The sequence below is a fragment of the Chloroflexota bacterium genome, from assembly GCA_009840355.1.
Classification (GTDB): domain Bacteria; phylum Chloroflexota; class Dehalococcoidia; order Lucifugimonadales; family JADFKI01; genus Bin90.
The window spans coordinates 1-23,837 of sequence record VXNZ01000028.1; the positions used below are offsets into that span (position 1 = coordinate 1).

The 23,837-nt window shown below is 56.6% G+C and carries 21 protein-coding genes and 1 pseudogene; 10 read left to right on the forward strand and 12 right to left on the reverse strand.

Features of this window, described 5'->3' with window-relative positions:
* From F4X57_08820 to F4X57_08830, 3 genes are all read left to right on the forward strand, one after another.
* On the forward strand, positions 1–266 hold a 266-nt coding region (locus tag F4X57_08820; protein MYC07259.1), incomplete at its 5' end, for an ABC transporter permease.
* 18 nt (positions 267–284) lie between these two features.
* Positions 285–1,325, forward strand: coding sequence for an ABC transporter permease subunit (locus tag F4X57_08825; GenBank protein ID MYC07260.1), 1,041 nt, complete (start codon positions 285–287; stop codon positions 1,323–1,325).
* 145 nt (positions 1,326–1,470) lie between these two features.
* A complete protein-coding gene (locus F4X57_08830) occupies positions 1,471–2,229 on the forward strand; it encodes a glucose 1-dehydrogenase (GenBank protein ID MYC07261.1) in 759 nt (252 codons plus the stop codon).
* 43 nt (positions 2,230–2,272) lie between these two features.
* Here F4X57_08830 and F4X57_08835 read toward each other — a convergent pair whose 3' ends face one another.
* The 8 genes and pseudogenes from F4X57_08835 to F4X57_08870 all read right to left on the reverse strand — a co-directional run bounded on the left by F4X57_08835 (position 2,273) and on the right by F4X57_08870 (position 10,447).
* Positions 2,273–2,809 (reverse strand): transposase, encoded by a 537-nt coding sequence (locus F4X57_08835; GenBank protein MYC07262.1) that lies wholly within the window; start codon positions 2,807–2,809, stop codon positions 2,273–2,275.
* A 230-nt stretch (positions 2,810–3,039) separates the two neighbouring features.
* Positions 3,040–3,933 carry an ABC transporter permease gene (locus F4X57_08840; GenBank protein MYC07263.1) on the reverse strand — a complete coding sequence of 298 codons (894 nt, stop codon included), beginning with the start codon at positions 3,931–3,933 and terminating at the stop codon, positions 3,040–3,042.
* A gap of 9 nt (positions 3,934–3,942) precedes the next feature.
* A complete protein-coding gene (locus F4X57_08845; protein MYC07264.1) occupies positions 3,943–4,866 on the reverse strand; it encodes an ABC transporter permease in 924 nt (307 codons plus the stop codon).
* A 107-nt stretch (positions 4,867–4,973) separates the two neighbouring features.
* Positions 4,974–6,806, reverse strand: a complete 1,833-nt coding sequence (locus F4X57_08850; protein ID MYC07265.1) for an ABC transporter substrate-binding protein — start codon at positions 6,804–6,806, stop codon at positions 4,974–4,976.
* 174 nt (positions 6,807–6,980) lie between these two features.
* Complete coding sequence (locus F4X57_08855) at positions 6,981–9,080, reverse strand: CRTAC1 family protein (GenBank protein MYC07266.1); 2,100 nt, start codon at positions 9,078–9,080, stop codon at positions 6,981–6,983.
* A gap of 377 nt (positions 9,081–9,457) precedes the next feature.
* A complete protein-coding gene (locus F4X57_08860) occupies positions 9,458–9,727 on the reverse strand; it encodes a tyrosine-type recombinase/integrase (protein ID MYC07267.1) in 270 nt (89 codons plus the stop codon).
* Positions 9,625–10,104: a tyrosine-type recombinase/integrase gene (locus F4X57_08865; protein ID MYC07268.1), complete on the reverse strand. Its 480-nt coding sequence runs from the start codon at positions 10,102–10,104 to the stop codon at positions 9,625–9,627. The genes F4X57_08860 and F4X57_08865 overlap by 103 nt, the downstream gene beginning before the upstream one ends.
* A gap of 25 nt (positions 10,105–10,129) precedes the next feature.
* Positions 10,130–10,447: pseudogene (locus tag F4X57_08870) on the reverse strand (PIN domain-containing protein).
* Between the two features lie 1,469 nt (positions 10,448–11,916).
* Here F4X57_08870 and F4X57_08875 point away from each other — a divergent pair.
* Together F4X57_08875 and F4X57_08880 are read left to right on the forward strand one after the other, a co-directional pair.
* A complete protein-coding gene (locus tag F4X57_08875) occupies positions 11,917–12,645 on the forward strand; it encodes an SOS response-associated peptidase (protein MYC07269.1) in 729 nt (242 codons plus the stop codon).
* A gap of 27 nt (positions 12,646–12,672) precedes the next feature.
* Entirely contained in the window at positions 12,673–12,960 is a 288-nt protein-coding gene (locus tag F4X57_08880; protein ID MYC07270.1) for a DUF2277 domain-containing protein, read from the forward strand.
* 17 nt (positions 12,961–12,977) lie between these two features.
* Here the strand turns inward: F4X57_08880 and F4X57_08885 are convergent, their stop codons facing one another.
* Positions 12,978–14,075, reverse strand: a complete 1,098-nt coding sequence (locus tag F4X57_08885) for a Gfo/Idh/MocA family oxidoreductase (protein MYC07271.1) — start codon at positions 14,073–14,075, stop codon at positions 12,978–12,980.
* Between the two features lie 793 nt (positions 14,076–14,868).
* Between F4X57_08885 and F4X57_08890 the strand changes: the two genes are divergently transcribed.
* The 5 genes from F4X57_08890 to F4X57_08910 all read left to right on the forward strand — a co-directional run bounded on the left by F4X57_08890 (position 14,869) and on the right by F4X57_08910 (position 20,515).
* Entirely contained in the window at positions 14,869–15,879 is a 1,011-nt protein-coding gene (locus tag F4X57_08890; protein MYC07272.1) for an LLM class flavin-dependent oxidoreductase, read from the forward strand.
* Positions 15,880–16,042: 163 nt separating this feature from the next.
* The gene (locus F4X57_08895; protein ID MYC07273.1) at positions 16,043–16,375 is read left to right on the forward strand and encodes a hypothetical protein; all 333 of its coding nucleotides are present in this window, start codon (positions 16,043–16,045) and stop codon (positions 16,373–16,375) included.
* Between the two features lie 308 nt (positions 16,376–16,683).
* A complete protein-coding gene (locus F4X57_08900) occupies positions 16,684–18,033 on the forward strand; it encodes a DEAD/DEAH box helicase (protein MYC07274.1) in 1,350 nt (449 codons plus the stop codon).
* A 105-nt stretch (positions 18,034–18,138) separates the two neighbouring features.
* Positions 18,139–20,037: a translational GTPase TypA gene (typA, locus tag F4X57_08905; protein MYC07275.1), complete on the forward strand. Its 1,899-nt coding sequence runs from the start codon at positions 18,139–18,141 to the stop codon at positions 20,035–20,037.
* Positions 20,038–20,266: 229 nt separating this feature from the next.
* A complete protein-coding gene (locus F4X57_08910; GenBank protein MYC07276.1) occupies positions 20,267–20,515 on the forward strand; it encodes a hypothetical protein in 249 nt (82 codons plus the stop codon).
* Here F4X57_08910 and F4X57_08915 read toward each other — a convergent pair.
* The 3 genes from F4X57_08915 to F4X57_08925 all read right to left on the reverse strand — a co-directional run.
* Positions 20,505–21,926 carry an amidohydrolase family protein gene (locus F4X57_08915; protein MYC07277.1) on the reverse strand — a complete coding sequence of 474 codons (1,422 nt, stop codon included), beginning with the start codon at positions 21,924–21,926 and terminating at the stop codon, positions 20,505–20,507. The genes F4X57_08910 and F4X57_08915 overlap by 11 nt on opposite strands.
* A gap of 135 nt (positions 21,927–22,061) precedes the next feature.
* Entirely contained in the window at positions 22,062–23,444 is a 1,383-nt protein-coding gene (locus F4X57_08920; GenBank protein ID MYC07278.1) for an MFS transporter, read from the reverse strand.
* A gap of 240 nt (positions 23,445–23,684) precedes the next feature.
* On the reverse strand, positions 23,685–23,837 hold a 153-nt coding region (locus F4X57_08925), incomplete at its 5' end, for a prolyl oligopeptidase family serine peptidase (GenBank protein MYC07279.1).

Genomic DNA, 23,837 nt, shown 5'->3' on the forward strand with positions numbered 1-23,837 from the left:
TATGGAAACACGGGCTCCGCAACGCCGTGATTCCGCCTCTAACCTTTGCCGGAGTTAGCTTGGGCAATATGGTCGCCGGGTCGATCACGACAGAACTGGTCTTTGCCTGGCCCGGCCTGGGGCTGTTGGCGATTCAGTCCACATTGAAGGCCGACTACCCGGTGTTGCAAGGCACCGTAATCATCTTCACTCTGCTTTACATCGCGGTCGCATTATTGGTGGACATTTTGTATGCCTACCTCGACCCCAGAATTCGTTACGCATAGACGATTCGAGAGACCAACGTGGCAAAAATAGCCCAGGTCAGCCCATCGCTTCCATCTGACCGCATATCAACCGTATGGCGGACGTTCAGGCGGCTGCCGATCATACCCATAATCATACTGGGTGGAGTGGTAGTTGTCGGAGTCCTCGCCAACCTCATCGCACCCCATGACCCAACCGACGGCAACCTGAGGGAAAGAAACCTTCCACCGTTCTGGGGCAGTCCAAGGACTTCGGTAAAACTGGTGGTTGAAGTGCCGCAGAGCGGGCAACGCCTCTACCAGGTGTCCCTCGAAGATGCCCGCGCTCAGGATCCAGGCATAAACCTAGGCGACACCCTGGAGATGGTAAGCGGGCCGGGGACCAGAGCGGGAGGTAGTTCCAAATTCCTGTTGGGTACGGACGAATTGGGCAGAGATATCCTGAGCCGGATCGTCTTCGGCGCGCGCATCTCGCTAATCGTTTCAGCCGTCACGCTTGTCATTGGCGGCGGGTTGGGGGTTTCCCTGGGGTTGTTATCCGGATGGTATGGAGGATGGATCGACGAGGTGATAATGCGTCTCGTGGACATTATCCTTTCGTTGCCGTTAATCCTTGTCGCGCTGGTAATGGTGTCTGCATTCGGCCAGTCCTTAGAGTTGATCATCGGGATTCTGGCAATATGGATATGGCCTCGGTTTGCCCGCCAGGTGCGGGGCGAGGTATTACAGCTAAAGACGATGGACTACGTGTCCGCGGCAAGAATTGCCGGGGCGTCAATTCCAAGAATATTGTTCATCCACTTGCTTCCGGGGACTATGAACACGGTCATAGTCATATCCACACTGCAGGTTGGCATCGTTATCTTGCTGGAAGCGACGCTAAGCTTCATGGGCGCGGGTGTGCCTCCTCCCGAACCGGCATGGGGCTCTATGGTTGCCGACGGCCGAGACCACTTGGTGGATGCCTGGTGGGCGGCTACCATGCCCGGCTTTGCCATTCTGTTCACGGTAATGTCCCTGAATCTCTTTGGCGACTGGCTCAGGGACACCCTAGACCCAAGACTCCGCCAACTGGGGTAAACTGCCAACGGGCACTCCGGCGCCGCACGTGTAGCCATTCCCGCGGACGCATGAATACAGAGGGACGGGGAAATCATAGCCATACTGTATATCCTGTTTGGTATATCTGATAACTGACCACTAACAACTCTTGCGGAGGTTCACCATGGGACGGCTGGATGGCAAAGTAGCCCTCATAAGCGGCGGCGCTCGTGGACAGGGCGCCGCAGAAGCGCTGCTCTTTACCAGAGAAGGCGCGAAAGTCGTCATCGGCGACATCCTCGACGACGAGGGCAGGCAGATCGAAGCCCAGATCGCCGAGCTTGGCGGAGACGCCACCTACGTTCGCCTCGATGTAACCAGCGCAGCCGACTGGGACGCCGCGGTGCAGACCGCGCTCGACCGCTACGGCAGGCTCGACATCCTCGTCAACAACGCCGGCATCCTTGGCAGGCGAACAGGCTTGGAGGAGACCACCTCAGAGCAGTGGGACAGGGTCCTTGAGGTCAACGCGAAGGGCGCATTCCTTGGCACAAAAGCGGCGATTCCCGCGCTGCGAGATGCGGGCGGCGGCTCCATCATCAACATATCATCCATCGCAGGCATCATCGCCGACCCAACCGGCATACCCGCCTACCAGGCGAGCAAGGGCGCGCTTCGCCTCCTAACCAAGTCCACCGCGATCCAGTACGCTGCCGACAACATCCGCTGCAACTCAGTCCACCCCGGCTTAATCGTCACCGCCATGTCCGAAGACGTTCTCGCCGACCCCGACAGCTTGCAGACATTCTTCGGCAGCATTCCGCTCGGCAGGCTCGGCACCGTGGACGACATCGCCAACGGCGTCCTCTTCCTCGCCTCAGACGAATCTTCCTTCGTCACCGGCAGCGAGCTTGTCATAGACGGCGGTCTAGTCGCTCAATAGCAGTAGCAGCCGTACTGAGTGGCTGACCGGACGGCAGCACTACCTACACTCTAATCTCCGCAGACAAGCGCTTGAACCAACCCAAATGGTCGAAGCCAGAACCAGCCAACTCTATAACCAACATCCTGCCACCTACATCCACCACCACTCCCACAGGTCGAGACTTGTCCCTCATATTCAACCGAATCTCGTCCACTTCAACCACTCGCGCTCCGTACATCGCGCCAACTGCTCCTGTGCTCCCTGACCACGACCACGGCACTCCGTACCACGACCCGTCCCAATTAACGTATCCGTCTCTGCCCACCTTGCGTTCCTCCCGGAGGTACACGCTCAGACTGGAGCGCTCTGGCAGCGCACCAAGCTGGTTCCGCTCAATGGACAGCATCGCCTTCGGTACTCGGCCCGTAGTGCCATGCACTCGCTCGTTGGCGATCCCGTCGCACCAAGCCAGCGCTTGCCTGTTCAGGTCGGCGTCCTCGCCGAAGCGCGCCGCAGGCCAGAAGTTGCCTCGCACGGACTTCACTCCTCTCTCGAACTTCCCCTTCGTCTGTGCCCTGTACGGTCTGCACAGACGCATCTAGAACCCCACCCGACGAGCGAAGTCCAGCATCTTGTCGTTCCATTGTGCATGACCGCTCTCGTCCCGTCCCAGGACAACCACGTTGGCGTTGTCGTATAGGCAGCGGCGCAGAACCGGCAGGCGGAGAATGAGACGGACCGGCAAAAATGATTGACGTGTAACACGCGGAGTTCAGCGACCTGACGATCCCTGCGTTTCCTCTCGCGTGATGAAACCTGAGTGTGGCACTATATCTGTCGCAGACGAGGGTCGAAGTAGTCGCGTAGCCAATCTCCGAGGAAGTTCAGCGATACCACGACGAGTGCAATGGCAATTCCCGGAATAACTGCAATCCACCATGCAGAGTCAATATAGTTTCTGCCGAAAGAGACCATGCTGCCCCAGGCAGGCTTGGGCGGCGGGATGCCCACGCCGAGGAAGCTGAGTGTGGCTTCAGTCAAAATAATCTGCCCCGTTCCAAGCGTGGCGACTACGATGAGTGTGTTGGTAACGCCTGGGAGCAGATGCTTGAAGATTATCCGCGGAGATGACGCGCCCGCTATCCTGGCGAGCGCCACATAGTCCATCTGCTTGAGCTGCAATATCTCTCCCCTAATCTGGCGCGCTGTGGGCCCCCACGAGAATATCGCAATGATGATGAGCAGCGTGGTGAAACTGGCACCGAACACGCTCACCACCACAAGCGCTGCAAGAATGAACGGGATAGCGTTCTGCAGGTCAACGAGGCGCATGAGGGCCTCGTCCACATGCCCGCCGAAGTACCCGGATATTGAACCGATAACGGCGCCCAACGCTACGCTGAGCAGCATGGTAACCGCGGCGAAGCTCATAGAGACTCGAGCTCCGTGAATGATTCGGCTGAATATGTCGCGTCCCTGGTTGTCCGTTCCGAATAGGTGCTCAGTCGTACCCCCGAAGCCAATAGGGGGCTTCTCGCGCGCTCTCAAGTCGCCCTTTACCGGATCGTATGGAGAAATAACCGGAGCCGCTATCGCTGCGAATACCAAGATTGCAAGTATCGCTGCCGGAATGTAAGGCCATTGGCGGAACTTGGTATATGTCCTCGAAATGAACGAGGGTCGGTCGATTTGCAATAGCTCTTGCTGTTGTTCAAATTGCATAGACGGCTCTTAATCGTACCTAATGCGCGGGTCAATCAGGGCGTAGATCATATCCAGTATGAATGCGAAAAATACATACAGCAATGCGAAGAAAAGGGCCGAACCCTGCAATATCGGGAAGTCGTTTGCGAGCACGGCTTGCAGCGCGAGCCTTCCGAGCCCGGGCAGGGCGTATATGGTTTCGGTTAGCACCGTCCCTGTGGCGAACCCTGCCAACAGCAGTCCGCCGTATGTCAGCGGCGCTATGAGCGCATTTCGGAAGGCGTGTTTCCAAACCAACGTTGTAGTGTTAACCCCTTTAGCTCTAGCGAGTTTGACATATTCCGAGTCCATCACGTCCAGCATCGCGGAGCGTGTTAGTCTCAGAAAGCCTGCCGAGCCGAACCAACCGAGAATGACGCTGGGCATAATCCAATGAGAAAACCCTCCTTGCCCTGCGGCTGGCAGCCATCCCAGATTGACGGAAAAGATGAGAATTAAGACAATCGCAAGCCAGAACGCAGGCACCGACTGTCCTATAACCGCCATGGTCCTGCCCATATAGTCCCATATGGAGCTTCTGTACACTCCTGACAGTACGCCCAAAGGGATACCGACGACTACCGCGAATACAAACCCCCCGCCCGTGAGTTTCAGTGTGAGAGGCAATCTATCCGTTACGGCAGTCCATACAGGGATGCCAGTATCGATAGACTCGCCCCAGTCACCCAGCAGGATGTCTCGCAGCCAGTACAGGTACTGTAACGGTAGTGGCTTGTCCAGTCCAAGCTTCACCCCCCAAGCTTCCCAAACCTCTGGACCCACATGCGAGAAGGCATTCAGATATAGGAGGCGTGGGTCGCCCGACATTCGTGAAAGGGCGAATACGATAACGGTAGCGAGGATGATGGTTACGAGTGAATAGCCAAGCCTCCGCAGCAAAAATCGCGCCATAGTCTCTCGTGCCCAAATTGTAGGTCTTAACAGTATCCCCTCCAAGAAGGTAAGGAGAGGATATGTGATTCAGTGGTCAAGAACCCTTAAGGCGGTAGTAGGTGTATCTATTGCTTGAGCGTGATAGTTTCGAGGTTATTGAAGAGTCCGGTAATCTCCATTTCCCAGCCTTCTACGAACTTCGGGTTCACCCAGACCGGATTGTCGGCATGCACCACGCCCGTAGAAAGCATCCAGTGATAGAAGAAGTCGGCTTCCTTGATATTGGCGGCGACCCTAGCCTCTTCGTCGAGAGGATTCGCTTCGACCTCGTTCACATAGGTCATCACTTCCAGAACCTCGAAGCCGGGGTTCCAGTCGCCCTCGCCGATGGTCGAGCCTTCACGCGCTGCCAGCCTTGGCTGGTCCATAAGAAGCAGAGGACCGCCGCATCCGGGCCAGGCGCAGCAGGAAGTCAAGCCGTTCCACTCACGGTCAACCAAGCGTGGCCTGAATGCCTGATATGCCGTGCTGTCCACCGTTACATCCAGTCCGATGTTAATCCACATTGTGGCAACGGCGTCGAATACCTCAAAGTTCACATTCGGAAGCTGCTGCACATAAATCTGGAATGCGGGGAAGTCCTCAACCGGGTAACCAGCCTCTTCGAGCATTGCCACTGCGCCGTCAGGGTCGTAGGGGATTATCCATTCTTCCTTATGCTCCGGCAGTGAGCTGGAGTAGAAATTGATGTACTCGGGGAAGCCGTTTCCTAGCAGAACCTCTTCGACGATAAGGTCGCGATCGATTGCGCGAGACAGCGCATGACGCACCAGCCGCGCCGACTCCATGCGGGCGGGATCATTGGGGTCGCCAATCCATGGATGCTCGTCATCCGGCTCGAAGCCCGGGCGCGGCGTAACTGGCTGACCATCGCGATTCTTGTTATCGTTTTCAGGATATTCGAACATCCAGAAGTTGCCGCTGTATGTGATTGCCTGTGTAGCGCCACCCTGGTTGTCGCTGTTCGCTACCATGCCAACATCCAGCAGGTCCGGCAGGAAGCTGAACGGCACGGGGTCTATGATATGCACAGCGTCTGTCTTGATGAGCGCAACGCGAGTTGAGTCTTCCGGAATTTCCTTTACGCTGAGTTCGCCGAAGGATGCAGGCGTGTCCCAGTAGTCCATAAATGTGCTGCCAATGAACTCGTCATTAGGCGTCCAGCTCTCCATCTGGAAGGGACCGGTGCCGACAGGGTTCTGGAAAGCATGGTCGCGTCCCATGTCATTGATGTATTTGCTACTGTACACGAAGACAAGCCCGATTATCGCGCCTTCGAACTCCGATGTGAAGCTCTTGAGCGGGAATTCTACGGTGTGCTGGTCAACAACTACATGAGGCTCTTGGTACTCATGCAGGTAGCCGACATTGCCGAACACGGATTCCTGGTTCTCCACACCTGCGTCGCCGAAGCTCCACTTGACATCCTCCGCGCCCATCTCACCCCAGTCATGATGAAACTGCACTCCCTCGCGCAACTTGACTGAAATCTTCGACAGGTCCGGCTCGACTTCGTAGGATTCTGCAAGATGAGGATAGAAAAGCAGGTCTGCCTTCTTGCGCTCGGTCAGACTTTCCATCAGACCGATTAGTCCGGGTATGGTGTCGCCTGTGCCGCCGGAAGCCTGGCTTGGCAGTCCTTGAGCGTTACCGAGTGTACGCATGGCGACCTTTAACTGTCCGCCACCGCCGGATTCGGCAGGCGCAGCAGCAGGCGCAGTTGTTGGTGCAGGAGCGCTAGTAGGCGCTGGGGCCGCGGCGGCAGGAGCCGCCGTTGCGGGAGCGGGCGCCACCGGTGCTGCGGGAGCGGCAACTTCCTCGGGCGCAGAACCGCATGCCACGGCGAAAAGTGCGGCTAAAGCGACGATGCTCAAAAGAAATAGGGGCTTGAGTTTCATTCTTTCATCCTCCCTGGTTGACCAAGAGAATCAGACACCAAATCAACGTCATAGATGGGGAAGCGTATATACGAATTGCGATTCTTGAATGTAACGCGCATATTAAAGCATCATGCAGTTCAATAGTCAATATGTCGTTGCCGAATTACGGAAGATAGCTGCAACCCGCATTTTTCATTCCTTCGGCTCTTCTATGGTCATAACCTGATTGGACTTAATGTCTTCGATGACTTGCGTTCTGCCGCTCGGCCAGAAAATTTTGATTTCTTCGACTTCATCATTGACGCCAAGCCCGAATTCGAGGTCGATACTGTCCATTGACAGGTAACTTGAACCGGCACGCGCTTCCTGCACCTGGGTGCGCCCGCCCGCAGTGAGATATACGCGCGCACCAATGCCGTCAGCATTGCTGCCCGTGCCGTCGATCGCCATGCGTCCTTTCAGCCGAAGCGTAATCCAGTGGTTCGCGTTGTGTCCGTTCAGCCAAACAAAGAGCGGTCCAGTCCTGGGCGCGGTGGCAGGCGGACCGCCGGGCAAACCGGGTATGTATATGTCACCGCTGCTGTTGGTGGCTATCAAGTCGACGAAACCGTCGCCGTTCAGGTCTCCGTGTGCCAGCCCCTTGCCATTCTCGTGCATCTGACGATCTATGCGCCTCGCCTTAAGCGCCTCCGGATTTGCGCGCGCCAAAGGGTCATCCGCCAGCCCTTCGTAGCTCACATGGGTTATGTCCAGCAGGCGGGCGCGAACCGTTATATCCTCGAACGCACCCGTGTTGTCACCACGCAGCATGCGCCCTGCCGCCGGGAAAATGTGGCCGTCGGGTCCTCCCCCTCTGCCCATCGTAGAACCGAACCAGTACAGGTCCTGATCGCCGTCGTTCTCGTAGTCGAAGAAGGTAGCGCCGAAGCCGAAGTCGTATGCGGCGATACCGGTTGGGATTTTATGATCGGGATGTATGGTTGACGGGTCCATAGATATAGGCGGAAACCAGGGGCTGGGCGCGACCATTGTCGAGTTTGCTACATCAACGAACCTTCCCTCGCCGCCGTTACTCAGTAGAAAGTGGGAGCATGTGCCGGTTGCGAATCTGCCGAAGTATTCGCAAGTGCCGCGCGGCACCTGTCTGGGCGGCTGTATCAGCGGGTGAAAGCCCACATTAGGAACGAACACATCGAGGTCAGTGTCGCCATCGATGTCACCTACAGCGAATCCCATCCACGCGCCAACCTTGTCTATGCCCAGGCTGCGAGCCATCGGTGTGAACCTGACTCCAGCGGTGTCGGAGTCGTTCCGGTACAAATGCAACCTGTCCGCGTCATTGGCAACCCATAAGTCTTGGTCGCCATCGTCGTCGAAATCGAAAAATAGCACTGCGTGAGTCTGTCCGGTCGGCTCGCCTACACGATTGCCCTGCGCGTCTATGGTTGCCGGGTTGTACCCCTCGTATGTATCTCCGGTCTCCGGATACCTGTAACTGACAGGGTTGCCGTCCGGATAACGCATCATTATCTGCGGACCGAGAACGCCCGCCGTCTCCGTTATGTCCTCGAATGTCAGGTCACCGTTGTTCAGAAACAGCGTGTTGTAGTGGCCGGGATGATTCAGGTCTTCGAAGTGTCGGAAGTCCTGGTCCATTAGGTTGCCAACGAATATGTCGAGCCAGCCGTCGTTGTTGACATCGGCGCAGGCTACGCTGGCGGCGGAGCGCGCGTTCACGGAGGCGCCGAACGCCGCGAAGGTGATGTCCGCGAAAGTGCCGTCCTTCATGTTCAGAAGCAGCGCGTCCAAGTTGCCCTGCTGCGGCGACCTGAAGCCGAGATCGTCCGCAGGGTTGCCCCACGAGCCGACATACAGGTCTTGAAATCCGTCGTTGTTGATGTCGCATGCGACCGTGCCGGTGCCGTGAGCGTCCTTAAGGGCTGCTCCTGCCGTTTCGCCGACATCGGTGAATGTCTCGTCGCCGTTGTTGCGGTAAAGGATGTTCGCGTGGCCGGCCATCTGGGTCACATAGAAGTCCATGTATCCGTCCCGGTTGTAGTCGAATATGACCACGCCGGGTCGGTCGTTCCAGACACCGTAGCCGTCCTCGAGCGCGTAGCTTGCCGCGTTCACGAATGGAATTACGGTGTTAGGATCGAGCATTTGCTCCGGACTCGCGGCGGAATTACGGCTGTAACCAATGCTAAAGTCCTCAGAGCCGCAACTAACCGCTGCTGCTGCTGCCAGAATGAATGGCAGCGCCTTCGGAAAGCCAAATGGATTCATTCTCATTAGCAAGACTTTCAGGACAGATAAGCGGTTTCGTTTGGTTGTAGAATATCGCCCTGTGTGGTTTCGTTGCCTGCGGCAAGCCGCTCTCCAAGTTCTTCACGTGATGCGCAAAGCCTGCCCGCCGCATCAGGTGGGCCATCATTGCAATATCGTTGCTGCTCATCGTTGACCTACTTGTTGAATGGATGATGTAGTGTGGAGATGAAAATACGAAGAGCGGCCGATGCAGATGTCTATTTTCATATGGTTCGCCGGTCATTATAGGGCACAAAACTTGGGCATAGCAACGCCACGCACCTCCTCCTGGGCGTATTCCATTATGGTTTCACGCTTGGATGTAACCTCAAAAGTGTGCAAATGGATCAGACGGTGTAGCCTTATCTGAACAAGAACGGGCTTGAGAGCCCAAAAGAGGAGGCATACCGTTTACGGCACCATAGCCAAATTCCCGGTCGAGTCCGGCAAAGCTTCAGATAGATCAGGGTCGTCTGGATCGAACTGTGACCCAGCCAGCGCGACAGATAGTTGATTGGGATGCCGCTGGTCAGCAAATGGCGGTCGTAACTGTGTCGCAGCGCATGATTGGAGGGGGAGCGATCGCGCCAGCGGTCGCCTCCCGTATCCAACGGTCCGCCGTCGAGCGCGATGCCTTTACTATCTTGTTTTCGGCAGCGATGTTGCCGAACTGAAGGTTGCTTGAGAGCGCGGAGTACAGCTCCGGATGCATCGGAACTATGCGAGCTTTCCTGCCCTTGCTCTGCCGGACGCGGAGTGTCGGAAGTTCCACAGCGAGCGAGATGTCGCCGACCTCAAGCGCCAGCGCCTTGGACACTCGCAGTCCCGCTCGCCATTCAATCATCATCAGGAGTCGCGCCCTGGGATTGGGAGCTGCGCGGAGCAGAGCGTTGACCTCGTAGGCTTCTATGTATCCGGCAGTTTCTTCTCGACCAGTTAGGTCGCGTGCTCTGCGATTGCGCGTGGCCGGTGCAGTCATAGAAATTTCGGGGAGGGTTTCGGTGGTCATGAGTGCGTCGCTATCAGTTTCCGTTCTATTCCTCCATAAAATATTTCAGGATCACGACCGGCAAATCAGGCACACGCCGAAAGTCGCTGTCGTTCGTGATGAAAAGACTGCATTTGGCATTTATATCTGATATATCTGACGCCGGGTGAAGCGAATCGGGCACCTTCAGTCTTGTCGCGGTACGTATCTCCACAGCTTGTTCCCATAGAGCGAGTGCGGTTGGGATCAACCTCACTTCATTCGAGTCCAAGATCGACCTAAATAGTCCATCCAAGACGCGGGTGCCGTCACGAAGAGGCTTGACGAGCGTTTCGAGGACAACCGGTTCGCTGCTGACGACGGTAAGTTGTCTGCTCTGCGCCTATCGCCATACCGGATCAAGCAGAGTGCGATAAGGTTCGAACGTTCCACGCTGTAAATGAATGCGGCGGCATCGAGGTATGTGGGACCCGTCGTTGGAATACTCAACCGTTCCACGACGCTCGCTCTTCCCTCAAGTACGAGTCCACTTCCTCAGCCGATTTGAAGAGCAGATGTCCGGGCGCTTCGTCGAGGATGTGAACAGCGGACCGACGAGCCGGTTCTGCCGGATAGAACACGACAACGTCGGCGGATTCCCCGACTGGTAGCTCTCTATCGACTATTTCGATTTTGCCTCCTAGGCAGCACAGCGGTCTTCAAGTGCAGCACTTTCTGCATGACTTTCACTTCCTCAGTAAATTAAGTGCGGTGGAGATGCCATTCGTTGCTACAGTCATTGTAGCGTGTCAGAACAAAATCGGCACAAGACACTTTCTCCGAGCGATTGTCCTGTATTGGCGTTAGGTTGTCGAGTTTAAGAAAGTGGTCCAGGCAGGAGCCGAGGTCTGGCGCGGGACATCTGTCTATATTACGTCCCGCTCGACTGTTGTTGCTCTCAAAGGCGCGAGTTAAGGACAGGCGGCGAGGATTTTCTCAAACTGACAAAGATAGGTGAACATTAACGTCTTCCGCGTTCCGTTAATCCCGATCCATTCCTGAGTCGCTGCGATGTTCTCTCCTCTTCGGAAAGCGGCATCCCGGCTTCCTTCATCACCCGTCGTACCGTGTGCTCAATGTCGATATAACTCACAGTTGGCAAGAACCCCGAATACAGTTCAGGATAGCGCGAGGTTTAATCACTCGGTAGCGTGCCGCGTTCTTTGATTTGAGTAGTGCAGGATTCTTCCGGCGAGTTGAGACAGTTCTTGTTCTCGATGTTGATGTCGTAATGGATCTGACTTATCTACCCGTTCGGGACGGTTCGCTGCTGTGCGGTTTTCAAAAGAGATTACTGCACAGGAGTTTTCCTGAGCCGCCATACGGCTGGCAACGGGTAAGATTACTTTCTCAACTGCCGGAGGCTTGGAGTTGATGGGTAATTGGGAAGCCTTTGCACATTTTCCGCCCAGCTCGCCTACCCGTCAATTCCCATGTCGTCCCATTTGTGATTTGCCGACTGTATTTGGCTGCGCGAGCGAGCGTTTTGCGGCCCCTCCGCAATCGATATTTTGTGAGCTTTCGGCCCTAAGTACGCGCGGAGTCTAACACCTACGATGTACGATAGGCCAGCGCGGGGTGTTCCGTGCGGCGCACACTTTCCGTGACGATAGCGCTGCTTTATGTGACAACCGCGACTTTTCGTGCAAAGCCTAATTTTTGTGCAATTTCGACTTATTATACAGAGCCGCCTTACGTTTCTATACCTAGCTTGCGACATAACTTGCGACAATAGGATGGGAGCATCGCCTCCGCTCATTCATTTGAAGCGAATCAGTTGCCAGGAGACTCTCTATGTCCGGTAGATTCGGTCTGTTGGCGGAACTGGACGCGCTCGCCGAGCAGTTCAACTTCGACCTCTCGATAATGCAGGACATCTACTCCCCGCGCTGGAACGTCCCTCCCACGGTCCCCGTGCTGACGGTGCATTCGTCGTCGAGTGAAGATCAGCCCGGCGAGAATACCGCCAGACTTCTGCACTGGGGTATGACGGGCGCGCGTCATCCGCGCTCCAGGGGAAGCAGCCGCCCGCTGTTCAACACCCGCGCAGAGACGGTGCATCGGCTGCTGTCTTTCCGGCAGCCGTTCAGAGAGCGCTGCTGTCTTATCCTCGCAAGCGGCTTCTACGAATGGGGGAGAGATGAATCCGGCCGCAGGACGCCGGTATGGTTCCACAGGGAGTACGGTGCGCCGGTTGCCTTCGCCGGCATCTGGTCCACCGAGCGCGCGGACGACGGGGACGTCGATACCTGCGTCGTCATAACATGCGCCGCGAATGATCTGGTTGCTCCCGTACATCACAGGATGCCGGTGATACTGCAGCCCGAAATGTACCGAGGATGGCTCGACCCGGATGCCGATGCAGAGGATCTGCTCGTGCTGGTACAGCTCTCAGAATGGCCCGAGGTTGCACACCATGCGGTATCCAAAGAAGTCAACCGCGCCGCCAACGACTATCCGGCGCTTGTGGAGCACGCGGTCAGGGAGATGCAGTTAGACCTGACCGCAGGCTCAGGTTCCTGAAGGGCATGGTGACAACCGGATTGCACGATGGTCAAAACGCTCAGACGGCTAGACACGCCCGCCACCGACGACGAACTGCACGCTGCCGCGCTGCAGTTCGTGCGGAAGATTAGCGGCTATTGCAAGCCGTCTCGCGCGAATGAAGAGGCGTTCAACCGGGCTGTAGATGAAATTTCACTGACGTCGAGGGCGCTGCTGGAGTCGCTAGTGTGCGGGCATTGGGTTCCGGCTAGATACACATCGAACGCTGGAACACCGGCGCGCAAGGAATCAGGGAACCTCCTTTCCGCAGGCGTAACGCTTGTACGTTCCTGAGCGGAGGAAACGTCGCATTATATAACCGGCAGTTCCCTACCCGTGTCCGACGCTTGATTTATGATGTCGATGAAACGATGCAGGTCAACCGCCGTGTCGAAGGTTGGCAGGCGCTCCTGTCCGGTTCGGATCGACTCGGCGAACAAGGTGTACAGTTGCCCGACGTTGAATGGGTCGCCCCGTGGAAAGTCGGACGGTACATAGACGAATCGCTCGGGTATAGTTAGGTCCTGCAATTCATTGCTTCTTTGCGCGCCCCGTATCCGCAGCATCTCGCCGCGCTGCGACGAGACACTCCCTGTTACTACCAGCGTGCCCTCTCTCCCGTATATCTCCATCCGGAACCCGCTGCCAGCCCAAGGGACGGCTCCGACATGGACGGACGCTGCCGCGCCGCTCTCCAACTGTCCACTGACTCGCACGTTGTCCGGGGATGTAACTTCCACAAACCGCTCGGTGTCGGTCTCGTACCATTGCTCTACCTGAGTGCTAACCATGGATGCCACGCGGGTGAAGTCGCCTGCTACAAAGCGCAGCGCGTCAATGACGTGTCCGTTGGCGATGGTCAGGGTGTTCGCGCCCTGACTGACGTCGCGCTGCCAGGTATCGCTGGAAGAGCGTTCCACCGATCCACCGCGCATGGTGGTCACATGACACGACAGCACCTCGCTCACGTAGCCGTCCTCGATCAGTTCCTTGACATACAGCAGCGCGGGACTGACTCGTGACTGAAGCCCTACGGCGGTTCGCACGCCCTTGCTGCGGGCGAGAGCAGCAAGTTCCTCAGCTTCGGCGGCGTTCTTCCCCAGAGGCCACTCGGTGAGGACATGCTTCCCGGCTTCGATGGCGGCTTTGGTTGGCTCGTAGTGCGATGGGACCCGTACGACCACGGCAACCGCGTCAATCTCCGGCGACACTGCCATTTCGCGGAAATCGTGGAAGGCGAGCTTCGCGCCAAAGGCCTGGCGAGCTTCTTCAGCACTCTCGGGCCGGGTGGTGCAGACTGCGGTAAATTCGACATCAGGACAGGCAAGTATTGCGGGGAAGTGCGACTGGGACGCCCAGGTTGAGTTAACATTCGCGCCGATATAGCCCAAGCGGATTTTGTTCGCCATGATACGTTCTCCTTTAGGTTGCTGTTATGCAGCGCTTTCTTGTACAAGACGATACCTGATCATAGTCGGGCACATGCTTCACAAATGCAATTCACTCCTGTCAATTCCAGCGGAGCGAGAAATCTAGGGGTGGCAACAGGTTTGCATTTTGCATGCAACGGTTTTATGTTCCTCACTGCGTTCGGAATGACAAGAAAGTGAGCGGGGACACTATTGTACCTAACGCATGTACAAATAGCAGCCTACGACGACCTGTTAGTGTTGGTCATAATCCATCTCAATCCCCATCCCTTCGGCAAGCTCAGGAAAGGCTCTTTCCCCTTGATGGGCTGAAAAGGGTAGGTATCTGGCATTTCAAATGTAATGCCGTTGCGCTTCAAGGGATTCAGATTTCTGCTGTCATTCCCAACGAAGTGAGGAATCTGGCGTCCTTGACTACGAATAGGCATATCTTATGACAGATATTTCAGATTCTTCACTCCGCTGCGCTGCGTTCAGAATGACAAAATGGATATGTTATGTACTGAAATCAACCTTTACCTACTCCTATCAGTCCTTAATTGGGGGAGGGACTAATGCAATTTTCTGTTGGCGACAATCACCCTGAAAGCCAATTCAGACTCAATGATATACTTCTGGCGCATCCGCTTTTGCGTTATTTTCTGTACAGTGTGAAAAAATGAGAAGCGCGGATCAATCGGTCGTTTCGGTCAATTCGGGGAAGACATGGTGACGGGAGTTTTCGACCCTCGCACGATAGCTTCGGTACATAGCGGAATTGGAGAGACCGGATATGAAGTTTGGCATTTATAGCTCCATCGCCGACCCGCCCAGGGGCGAGCGGCTGGACCAACGGATAGACGAGGTTATCGCCGAGGCGCGGCTTGCTGAAGAGGCGGGTTTCGACTCCTGCTTCTTCGGCGAGCATCACCAGGATAGAGACGGATTCCTACCGTCACCTCTGATCGTGGCGACGGCGGTGGCCGCCCACACGAGCACCTTGAACGTGGGCACGTCGGTAATCCTACTGCCGCTACACAATCCGGTACATCTGGCAGAGGATGTGATTACGCTGGACCTGGTGTCCAAGGAGAGATTCATCCTGGGGGTGGGTCTAGGATACCAGGAGGCGGATTTTCGAGCCTTCGAGGTGCCTATAGGCCAGCGTGTAGGCCGGTTCGAGGAGGGGATGGAGATTATCCGCCACTGCTGGAGCGGGGAACCCTTCTCATTCCACGGCAAGTACCACCAACTGGAGAACCTGCACATCCGCCCCAGTCCTTTCCAGAAGCCTGCGCCTCCCCTGTGGATTGGAGCCAGCACGCCGCGAGGAGCGCGCCGGGCCGGACGCATGGCTGACGGTTTCGTTGCCGGACCCAGCACGAATCTTGCCAACACCATCAAGCTGGTTGATGCCTACCGTGATGAGGCGGTAAAGATGGGACGGGAGCCGATGGTGGCGCTGATGCGGGACGCATGGGTTGCTGAGACCCACGCGGAGGCTGAGGCGGTGTACGGGCCGGAGGTGATGACTGCCTACAAGTATTACTGGCGCAACGGCCTGTCGGAGTTCCGCAGCATACGGTCGGAGGACGAGATTACCCCGGACAACCTGGGAGCGGACCGGCTGATACTGGGAGAGCCGCAAGAGTGTGTGGCAGAATTCCAGCGCTGGAGCGAGGCCGTGGGCGCGGAGTACTTCTTGCTACGTCTGCGTCACGCCCACTCGGGGGGACCACCTCACGAGAAGATAATGGACGCCATACGGCTGTTCGGCGAAGAAGTCATACCGGCCTGCGGTTAGAGAGATGTCCGTTATACTAGATTTTTCTCCGTAACAGCAGATGTGGTGAAAACGGGTGGAAGGTGACGAAGCGCAAGATGTGTCGTAAAGATGCTATTGCTCTGATCTACGGCTGGCACAGAGTTTACCGGGGTTTCAATTACAGAATTGTGGAGGAGGCAGAATGGCAATATACAGGGTATTTTCGGACGGCGATGGCGAGAGCCACATCGAGGACCTGAAACTGGAGGAGCATCCGGAACTGGGGGCACTGATCAGCGTATCCGAGGTGAGGGTGCAGGAATTCGACGGGTCTCGCCAAATGGACTTTCATCCTCTGCCGGAGCGCAGGCTGATCATCCATCTGTACGGCGAGGTGGAAATCGGAGCCAGCGACGGCGCGAAGCGGGTGCTGCGGGCCGGGGATATCCGGCTGATGGAAGATGTCAGCGGCAAGGGTCATACGCACAACGACCTGAGCCCATCTGCGGCGGTCTATGTCTTGCTGGCCGACTGATTCACCTGCTCAGAGGATGCGGGCGTTTCCGGAGAGTCTTTCACTAGCCGGTAGGCGATTCTTACCGGTGGGCGATTTTCGGCAATGAACATTTCAATAAACTATATTCCCCGCATAGGTCAATCTGGTAGAATGATTTTACGATTCAAATCAACCTTCCTAAATTAGTCCAACCCAAATTAGCCCACAAGGTATTCACTATTCCTCCAAGTTTCCACACAGTGCCTTTCATCTAGCACTTTCTTGCCGGGCTGTCCCAAGCAGATTTGCCTGTATTGACGCCTCTTGACCTAGGAGTCTGTATCCGTATGTCTTTACAATCCGTAAGCACGCGTCCGCGTTCTTCCCGCCACCTAAAGCGCCATGCCGTCATTTGCGCCGACTGCAATGAGTCCACGACGGTCCCGTTCCGTCCAAATCCCAGCAGGCCGGTGTACTGTCGCTCTTGTTTCAATGCTCGCCGGAACGACCAGTCCAACAGACCCGACGCACCTGCGAGTAAGACGCATGACGCGAACAACCGAGATGACAAGCTCGGCTCTTCATATGATGGAGTGCTTCCCGGTATCGAGTTGAGGCCCGCTACCAGACGGGCGCTTGCCTCGATGAACATTTCGCAACCCACACCCATTCAGACCAAGTCCATTCCGCCGCTTCTCGACGGCAAAGACCTTATTGGACAGGCGCGTACGGGTTCGGGAAAGACACTGGCCTTCGCAATACCACTCACCGAGGTATGCGACCCGACGACCGGGCGTGTCCAAGCGTTGGTTCTGGTGCCCACCCGCGAGCTTGCCATCCAGGTGGCGGATGTGACCAATGCCTTATGCTCAAAGCAACGGCTGCGAGTGTCGCTATTGTACGGCGGGCGCTCCGACAAGCCGGAAGCAGAGTTGAGGAACGGAGCGCAAATCATCATCGGGACGCCTGGGCGCACGCTCGACCACTTGCGGCAGGGAACCCTTGATCTGAGCGCAGTCCGATTTCTCGTGCTTGACGAGGCGGATGAAATGCTGGACAGGGGGTTTGCGAGAGACGTTGAGGCGATCCTAAGCCAGACAGCTTCCGATCGCCAGACCGCTCTACTCTCCGCGACCTTGCCGGACTGGGTGGCAACCACTGCCAAGAAGCACCTGCGTAACCCTGTGAGGGTGGAAGTTGACGCGGACCTGCGAGCGGCGCCAAGTGTGGAGCACTTGGTTTTTGCTATTCGCCCGAATGAGAAGATAAGGGCCCTTCGGACGCTTCTGGACGAGCAGGACGGCTCTCCGGTGATCGTCTTCGGAAGGACCAAGCGCGGCGTCAAAAAGCTGGCAAGGCAGCTCGATGATTTGGGCTATTCGGTTGGAGCGCTCCAGGGAAACCTGAGCCAAAATGCTCGCGAGCGCGTGATGACAGACTTTCGTTCCGGTGCCACACCAACTCTTGTGGCAACGAATGTGGCTGCGCGAGGCCTGGATATTGACGGTGTCTCACGGGTCATCAACTTTGACCTGCCAGACACGGACTTGCTCTTCACGCATCGAGTAGGCCGCACCGGCCGCATGGGACGTTCGGGTGAGGCGGTGACCTTCATCACACCGGATGAAGAGCGCAAATGGAGGGAGATCGAGCGGGGACTGGGCCGCAGGTTTCCAGTGAAATCGTGGAAATTCTAACCTGTGGCGATATCTATTGACATCAAAGTTGTCGCAAGGGACACAATGGCGGACGAGTTTCATTGTTGTCTGTAAGCCCTAATCAACATTTCCACATTCTTTGAGATGATTATAGGCGGTCAGGAATGTGCGAGCGTGGGCGAAAAATATTCGGAGTGCTTAATTTTGACCGATTGTAAGAACGAGAATATACGGAATCTTGCCATTATTGCCCATGTCGATCATGGAAAGACGACCCTTGTGGATGCGCTGTTGAAGCAGGGCAAGGTATTCAAGTCCCACCAAGAGGTCGGTACCCTGATCATGGATACCAACCCACTGGAGCGAGAGCGCGGAATCACCATCCTCGCCAAGAATGCCTCGGTCTCCTATGGAGATGTGAGGATTAACATTATCGACACGCCGGGCCACGCCGACTTCAGCGGCGAAGTGGAGCGAGTCATGAATATGGCTGACGGCTGCCTGCTGCTGGTGGACGCGGTGGATGGGCCGATGCCACAAACGACATACGTGCTTCGCCAAGCTCTGCGGCAGAATGTCACGCCGATGGTTGTCATCAATAAGATAGACCGCCCCGAAGCGCGGGCGGACGAAGTGGTCACGATGATCCAGGACCTGTTCCTGGAACTGGCAACCGAAGCGGATCAGCTTGACTTCCCGGTACTATACGCATCGGCGCGCGACGGCTACGCCACCGCCGACCCTGGCATACTTGGAACGGACATGCAGCCTCTCTTCGACGCGATTGTGGAGTCTGTCCCACCGCCAGGCGGCGATCTGGATGCCCCGCTGCAGATGCTCGTGGCAGCCCTGGACTACGACAATTATTTGGGCCAGGTGTCGATAGGCCGCATATCCAACGGAACGCTACGGATGCGGGATGATGTCGCCCTGCTAGGACGCGATGACGAAATAAGTACGCATAACATCGAGCGAATTTTCGTGTTCCGCGGCATGGAGCGGGTTGAGGTATCCGAAGCCTACGCAGGAGACATCGTTGCGGTTTCCGGGCTAGATGGTGTATCTATCGGCGACACCATCACTTCGATCGAGAACCCGGAGGCATTGCCGACAATCGACATCAACGAACCCACGGTGAGCATGACCTTCGGCGTGAGCACTTCCCCATTCATGGGCAAGGACGGAATTCACTGCACTTCCCGAAATCTTCATGAACGACTGATGAGAGAGTTACGAACTAACATCAGCCTGCGAGTAGACACCACATCCAGTCCGGATGTGTTCGTCGTCGCCGGACGCGGTGAATTGCATCTGTCGATTCTGGTAGAGACGATGCGCCGGGAACAGTTTGAGTTTCAGGTGTCGCGGCCCATTCCGGTCACCAAGATGATTGACGGCAAGGAATACGAACCATACGAAATCCTGAATATCACCACTCACGAGCAGTATGTGGGCGCGCTTGCCGAGTACCTTTCTACGCATCTGGCACAACTCCGCGACATGCGCTACGACGATAACGGCTATGTAGATTTAGAGTACAAGATACCCACCCGCGGGTTGATCGGATTCAATGCCTTCTTTCTTCAGACCACTCGGGGCGATGGTGTAAAGAGCAGCTTCTTTACCTCATACGAACCTATGGAGGGGGACATAAAATCACACGGCGGCGGAGTGCTCGTGGCGTCTGAGGGGGGAACCGCCGTCACCTACGGTCTGCTCAATGCTCAGGGAAGAGGCGACACATTCATCGATCCGGGCATTATGGTCTATGAGGGGATGATTATCGGCTCGCACCGTCGTGACGGGGACATCGAGATTAACGTCTGCAAGCAGAAGAAGTTGACAAACATACGGTCGTCGACTGCCGATATTGCCAAGCGCCTGAACGCCACAGTGAGGATGAGCCTCGAGGAAGCGCTGGCGTTCATTGCGGACGACGAGCTGCTTGAAGTCACACCCTTGAATCTTCGTCTGCGCAAGGCGGAACTCTCTGCCCACGAGCGTAAGCGCAACCGCCGGGACCAAGCGCGCGCCCGGAACTAATGGAGGCTCCTTACCGCTGAGGATTCCGACTTGTCGAGGCAATGGTAAGATTATCTCCATAGGCAACTGGTCTGTGTAATGCGGATGTTAGAAGTATGGGCACTCGGTCGATTTCAGGCATACTACGTCACGACAGTGGGGTGGCGCGCAGGGTCGTCTGCTTTGGAATGATAACGCCAGCAAGGGTTCTGGTGGTTGACGAGCTACCGGAAGGGAGCACCGGCGCGGGATGGAAGACGGCGCTGCCATTCACGTCGAGGCTCCTGTACTGGATGTCGCAGATACCTGTGGCGCCGGGGCGACATTCTCGGCGGCCTTCATCAGCAGCAGGCTGAACGGAAGTGAATTTGAGTGGTGCCTGAGATTCGCAGTCGCGGCAGCATCACTAAAGTGTTCCGTTATCGGACCGAGGGCGTTCTCTCCGGCAGCGGTGAACAGGCTCGCGGACACCCTGCCTGCGACAATCCTCAGCCCATAATAGGCCATTCGGGTTGCAGGTCTATGCTGAGCCGTTTCGCTCGCGCGGCGACAGATTCGGAGACACTCCGGTAAGCCTCGATCTCGTCCACTCTGGTTGAGCGTCCTCCGCTGAAGACGACCTCTCCGTTGACCAGAACCGTATCCACACTGCCCGTTCCCATAGTAAATGCCAGCAAGTGGAGCGGGTTGTTGGAGGGATAAGCTTCAGCCGTATGCGCCGACCTCACCACGATATCCGCGCGCTTGCCGGTCTCCAGACTTCCCAGTTCCGTTTCCATTCCGGCGGCAGCGGCGGCATTGACAGTCTGCATTTCGAGTAGCGCACCAGGCGACAGAGGGTCCTTATAGGTCTGTGATGCGTAGCGCGCGGCAAGTAGGGTATCTCCCGGCGTGGAGTCCCTGGCGGCGTCGGTGCCTAGCGAGACGCGGACTCCACGGTGATAACGCTCAGCCATCTTAAATCTCGCGCCTTGTCCGATGCCCAGAGAGAAGAAGGCAGCCGGGCACCATACAATCTTGCAGCCGGATTCGTAAACTGCGGTTTCTTCCGCTTCGTCAAGCACGTTCGCATGGACGATGACGGTATGCTCATCTAGGACACCAAGCTCCTGTAAGTGAACGATTTGGCTGGTTCCGGTGATAGCGCGGTAGATATCCGCCTCTTCCGGGACATAGCCTGCGTGCAGATGCAGCGGCACGTTGTTCTCGCGGGCACACGCGTGGGCGGCCTGCAACAGCTCGGGCGAGGCAGTCCCGACGCCATAGACAAATACATACCCGCGAACCGGAGATTCCGGGTCAGTGTTACGGTGAAGCTCCGTGTCCAGCTGTTTGAGCGAACGATCAAGGCTGACGGGCGCGCGAGCCGTCAGGCTCGGACTCACGAGCGAGGGGATCGCATCGAAGGTCTCTTGCCGGTCCCATAGATAGATCGGAGCGAATAGCGCCCTCAAACCCACACGCTCGACCGCCTCAGCCGCCGACTCGGTCGAGAACATCGAGCCCGGCTCGATGAACATCGTGAAGCCGCCTTGAAGCATCTCCAGACAGCCCAGGACGGTAGCCGCCGCCTCGTCCTCAGCCGTTACTCCCGCCTTCCAGTCCGCGAAATTGACTTGCGACGAGCTTGCACTGCGTACGTTGGCGAAGACCCCTCGACACGAAGTATGCACAATGTGATTGTGTGCATCGATGAATCCCGGATGTACGATGCCGCCTCCCGAATCCACCGTCTCCCTGGCATCAAAGCGCTGTGTCAGCTCCGCGTCGATGCCAACCTCTACGATGCGCGATCCAGTGATCGCCACCGCGCCTGGACGATAGATTCTACGCTCCGAATCCATTGTGATGATCTGGCCGTTGCGTATGAGAAGATCGCAGGTACTCTTGTTTACTGCACTCCACTCCATGTCACCGTAGATGTCCTAGGATTTAGCGATATAGATCGGAATCGAAAGCTGTCATACAATTCCCCTTTTTGCCGCCGTAGTTGCCACAATGGAGAGGATAGCAGATAAGCCTCTTACCTCTGAGTCGGGAAACTCTTACGAGAGACGTCTCAGCCGAGCCTGGGTCAGCAGCACGAAAACCATCACGCAGATGAGCGCCACACCCATGAATCCGATGACGGTCTGCCCACCCAGGTAATCGGTGAGGTAGCCCGCAGGTGTAATGCTGAGTGGCATCAGGCCGTAGTTGAGCATAAACAGGCTCATGATTCTCCCACGGTACTCAGGACTTGCCAGTTCGATTATGAGGGTCTGGTTGAGCGCCTGCCGTCCCGAGTCACCTATCCCCAGCAGCACCATTATCACGGCGGCGGCGCTGTACACAGGTATCGCAGCAACCAACACCAGCCCGACACCGGACATGAACGACGCGACAATCAGACCGATACCCCTGTATCGCTGGCCCATTGACGCCACGTAGAGTGAGCCGAGCATCGAGCCCAGGCCCATCAAGCCGACGAGAAGACCCATCGAGTCCGGCCCCTGACGATAGATGTCAACTACGAACACCGGCAGGATAAATCGGAAGGGCATCGCGAGCATGGTCGCGGCAAGACCCATTAGAAGCAAAACAAAGAGAATCCGGCGCTGCCACACATGGGAAATGCCATCGGCGATGTCACGAACCACATTCGTGCTCCCAGCACTTGTTCCCGCGGAGCCTGTCCTGGGCAGAAATGATGTCAGGACGACCGCTGCCAATGTCAGCGCCCCTATGAGGTAGAACACATTCCACGGCCCGATGAAAGTATATACGCCACCGGCGAGCGCCGGCGCAGCCATAGTAGTTCCGCTGATGCCCGCGGCGTTCAGCGCTATCGCATTCGTTGTCTTCTCCTGTCCTACGAGTTGGGGGATGATCGCCTGCCTCGCGGGCATCATGAAAGCCCACAGGCCGCCCGTCACCATGGATGATAGTAGCAGATGTTGCCAGGCTATGACCTCGAAGTCGATTGCTAATCCTATAAGCAGAGCAAGCGATCCGGCGACAATCTGCGCCACCTGGATGATCGTCTTCTTCTCGAACCTGTCGGCGACCACGCCGCCGAAGAGGGGGATAGTTAGCATGGGGACGGCTATGCCCAGATTTATGATGCCTAGAACCGAGGCAGAGCCGGTGATGTCATACACGAGGTAACTCTGGGCAAGCATCTGCATCTGCGTCCCGGCCATGAGGAACAGCATCCCCACCCACAGGAATAGGAAGTTTCGGTTCGAGAGGGAGTCGAACGTTTTCAGCCACGGGCCCCGAGGAAGGCGCACAGGGATGCGTACTCGGACTTCGCTCGATGATGCTCCCTCGACAGAGGGCAGGCTCTCCCTTCGTCCATGTGCGGCAGTTGGAGTTACAGCCGACATACCACCGACAGAGGTCGCTGACCGTGCCGAATTGTGTAGGGGCGCCGATGCATCTGGCATGAGTTAAGACTACTGGATACCCGGTAGCAAAGCAAGGCATCCCTGGGGGTAGAGTGTACCTCCCGCCGAGACTGCTGTTGCTTTAGGCAGGAAGTCTGGCTGTGTAGCGCATGCAACCAATGCGGGCGAAATGTTGCAGTCAATTCTTGTTGTCCACAGATCACAAACCAACATTAGAGATTGATTGTGTCGGCAGCTACCGCCACACGATTCTCGGCGAGTCAGCCGGTAGCGTTCCTGCTACTCAAGCAGTCCTATGCTCACGAGTATGAACGTGTAAGCCTCCGCCGTTTCGTACAGCCTGTCATACCTGCCTGATCTGCCGCCGTGGCCCGCTCCCATGTTGGTCTTCAGCAGCAGCAGGTTGTCGTCCGTTTTCAACGACCGCAGCTT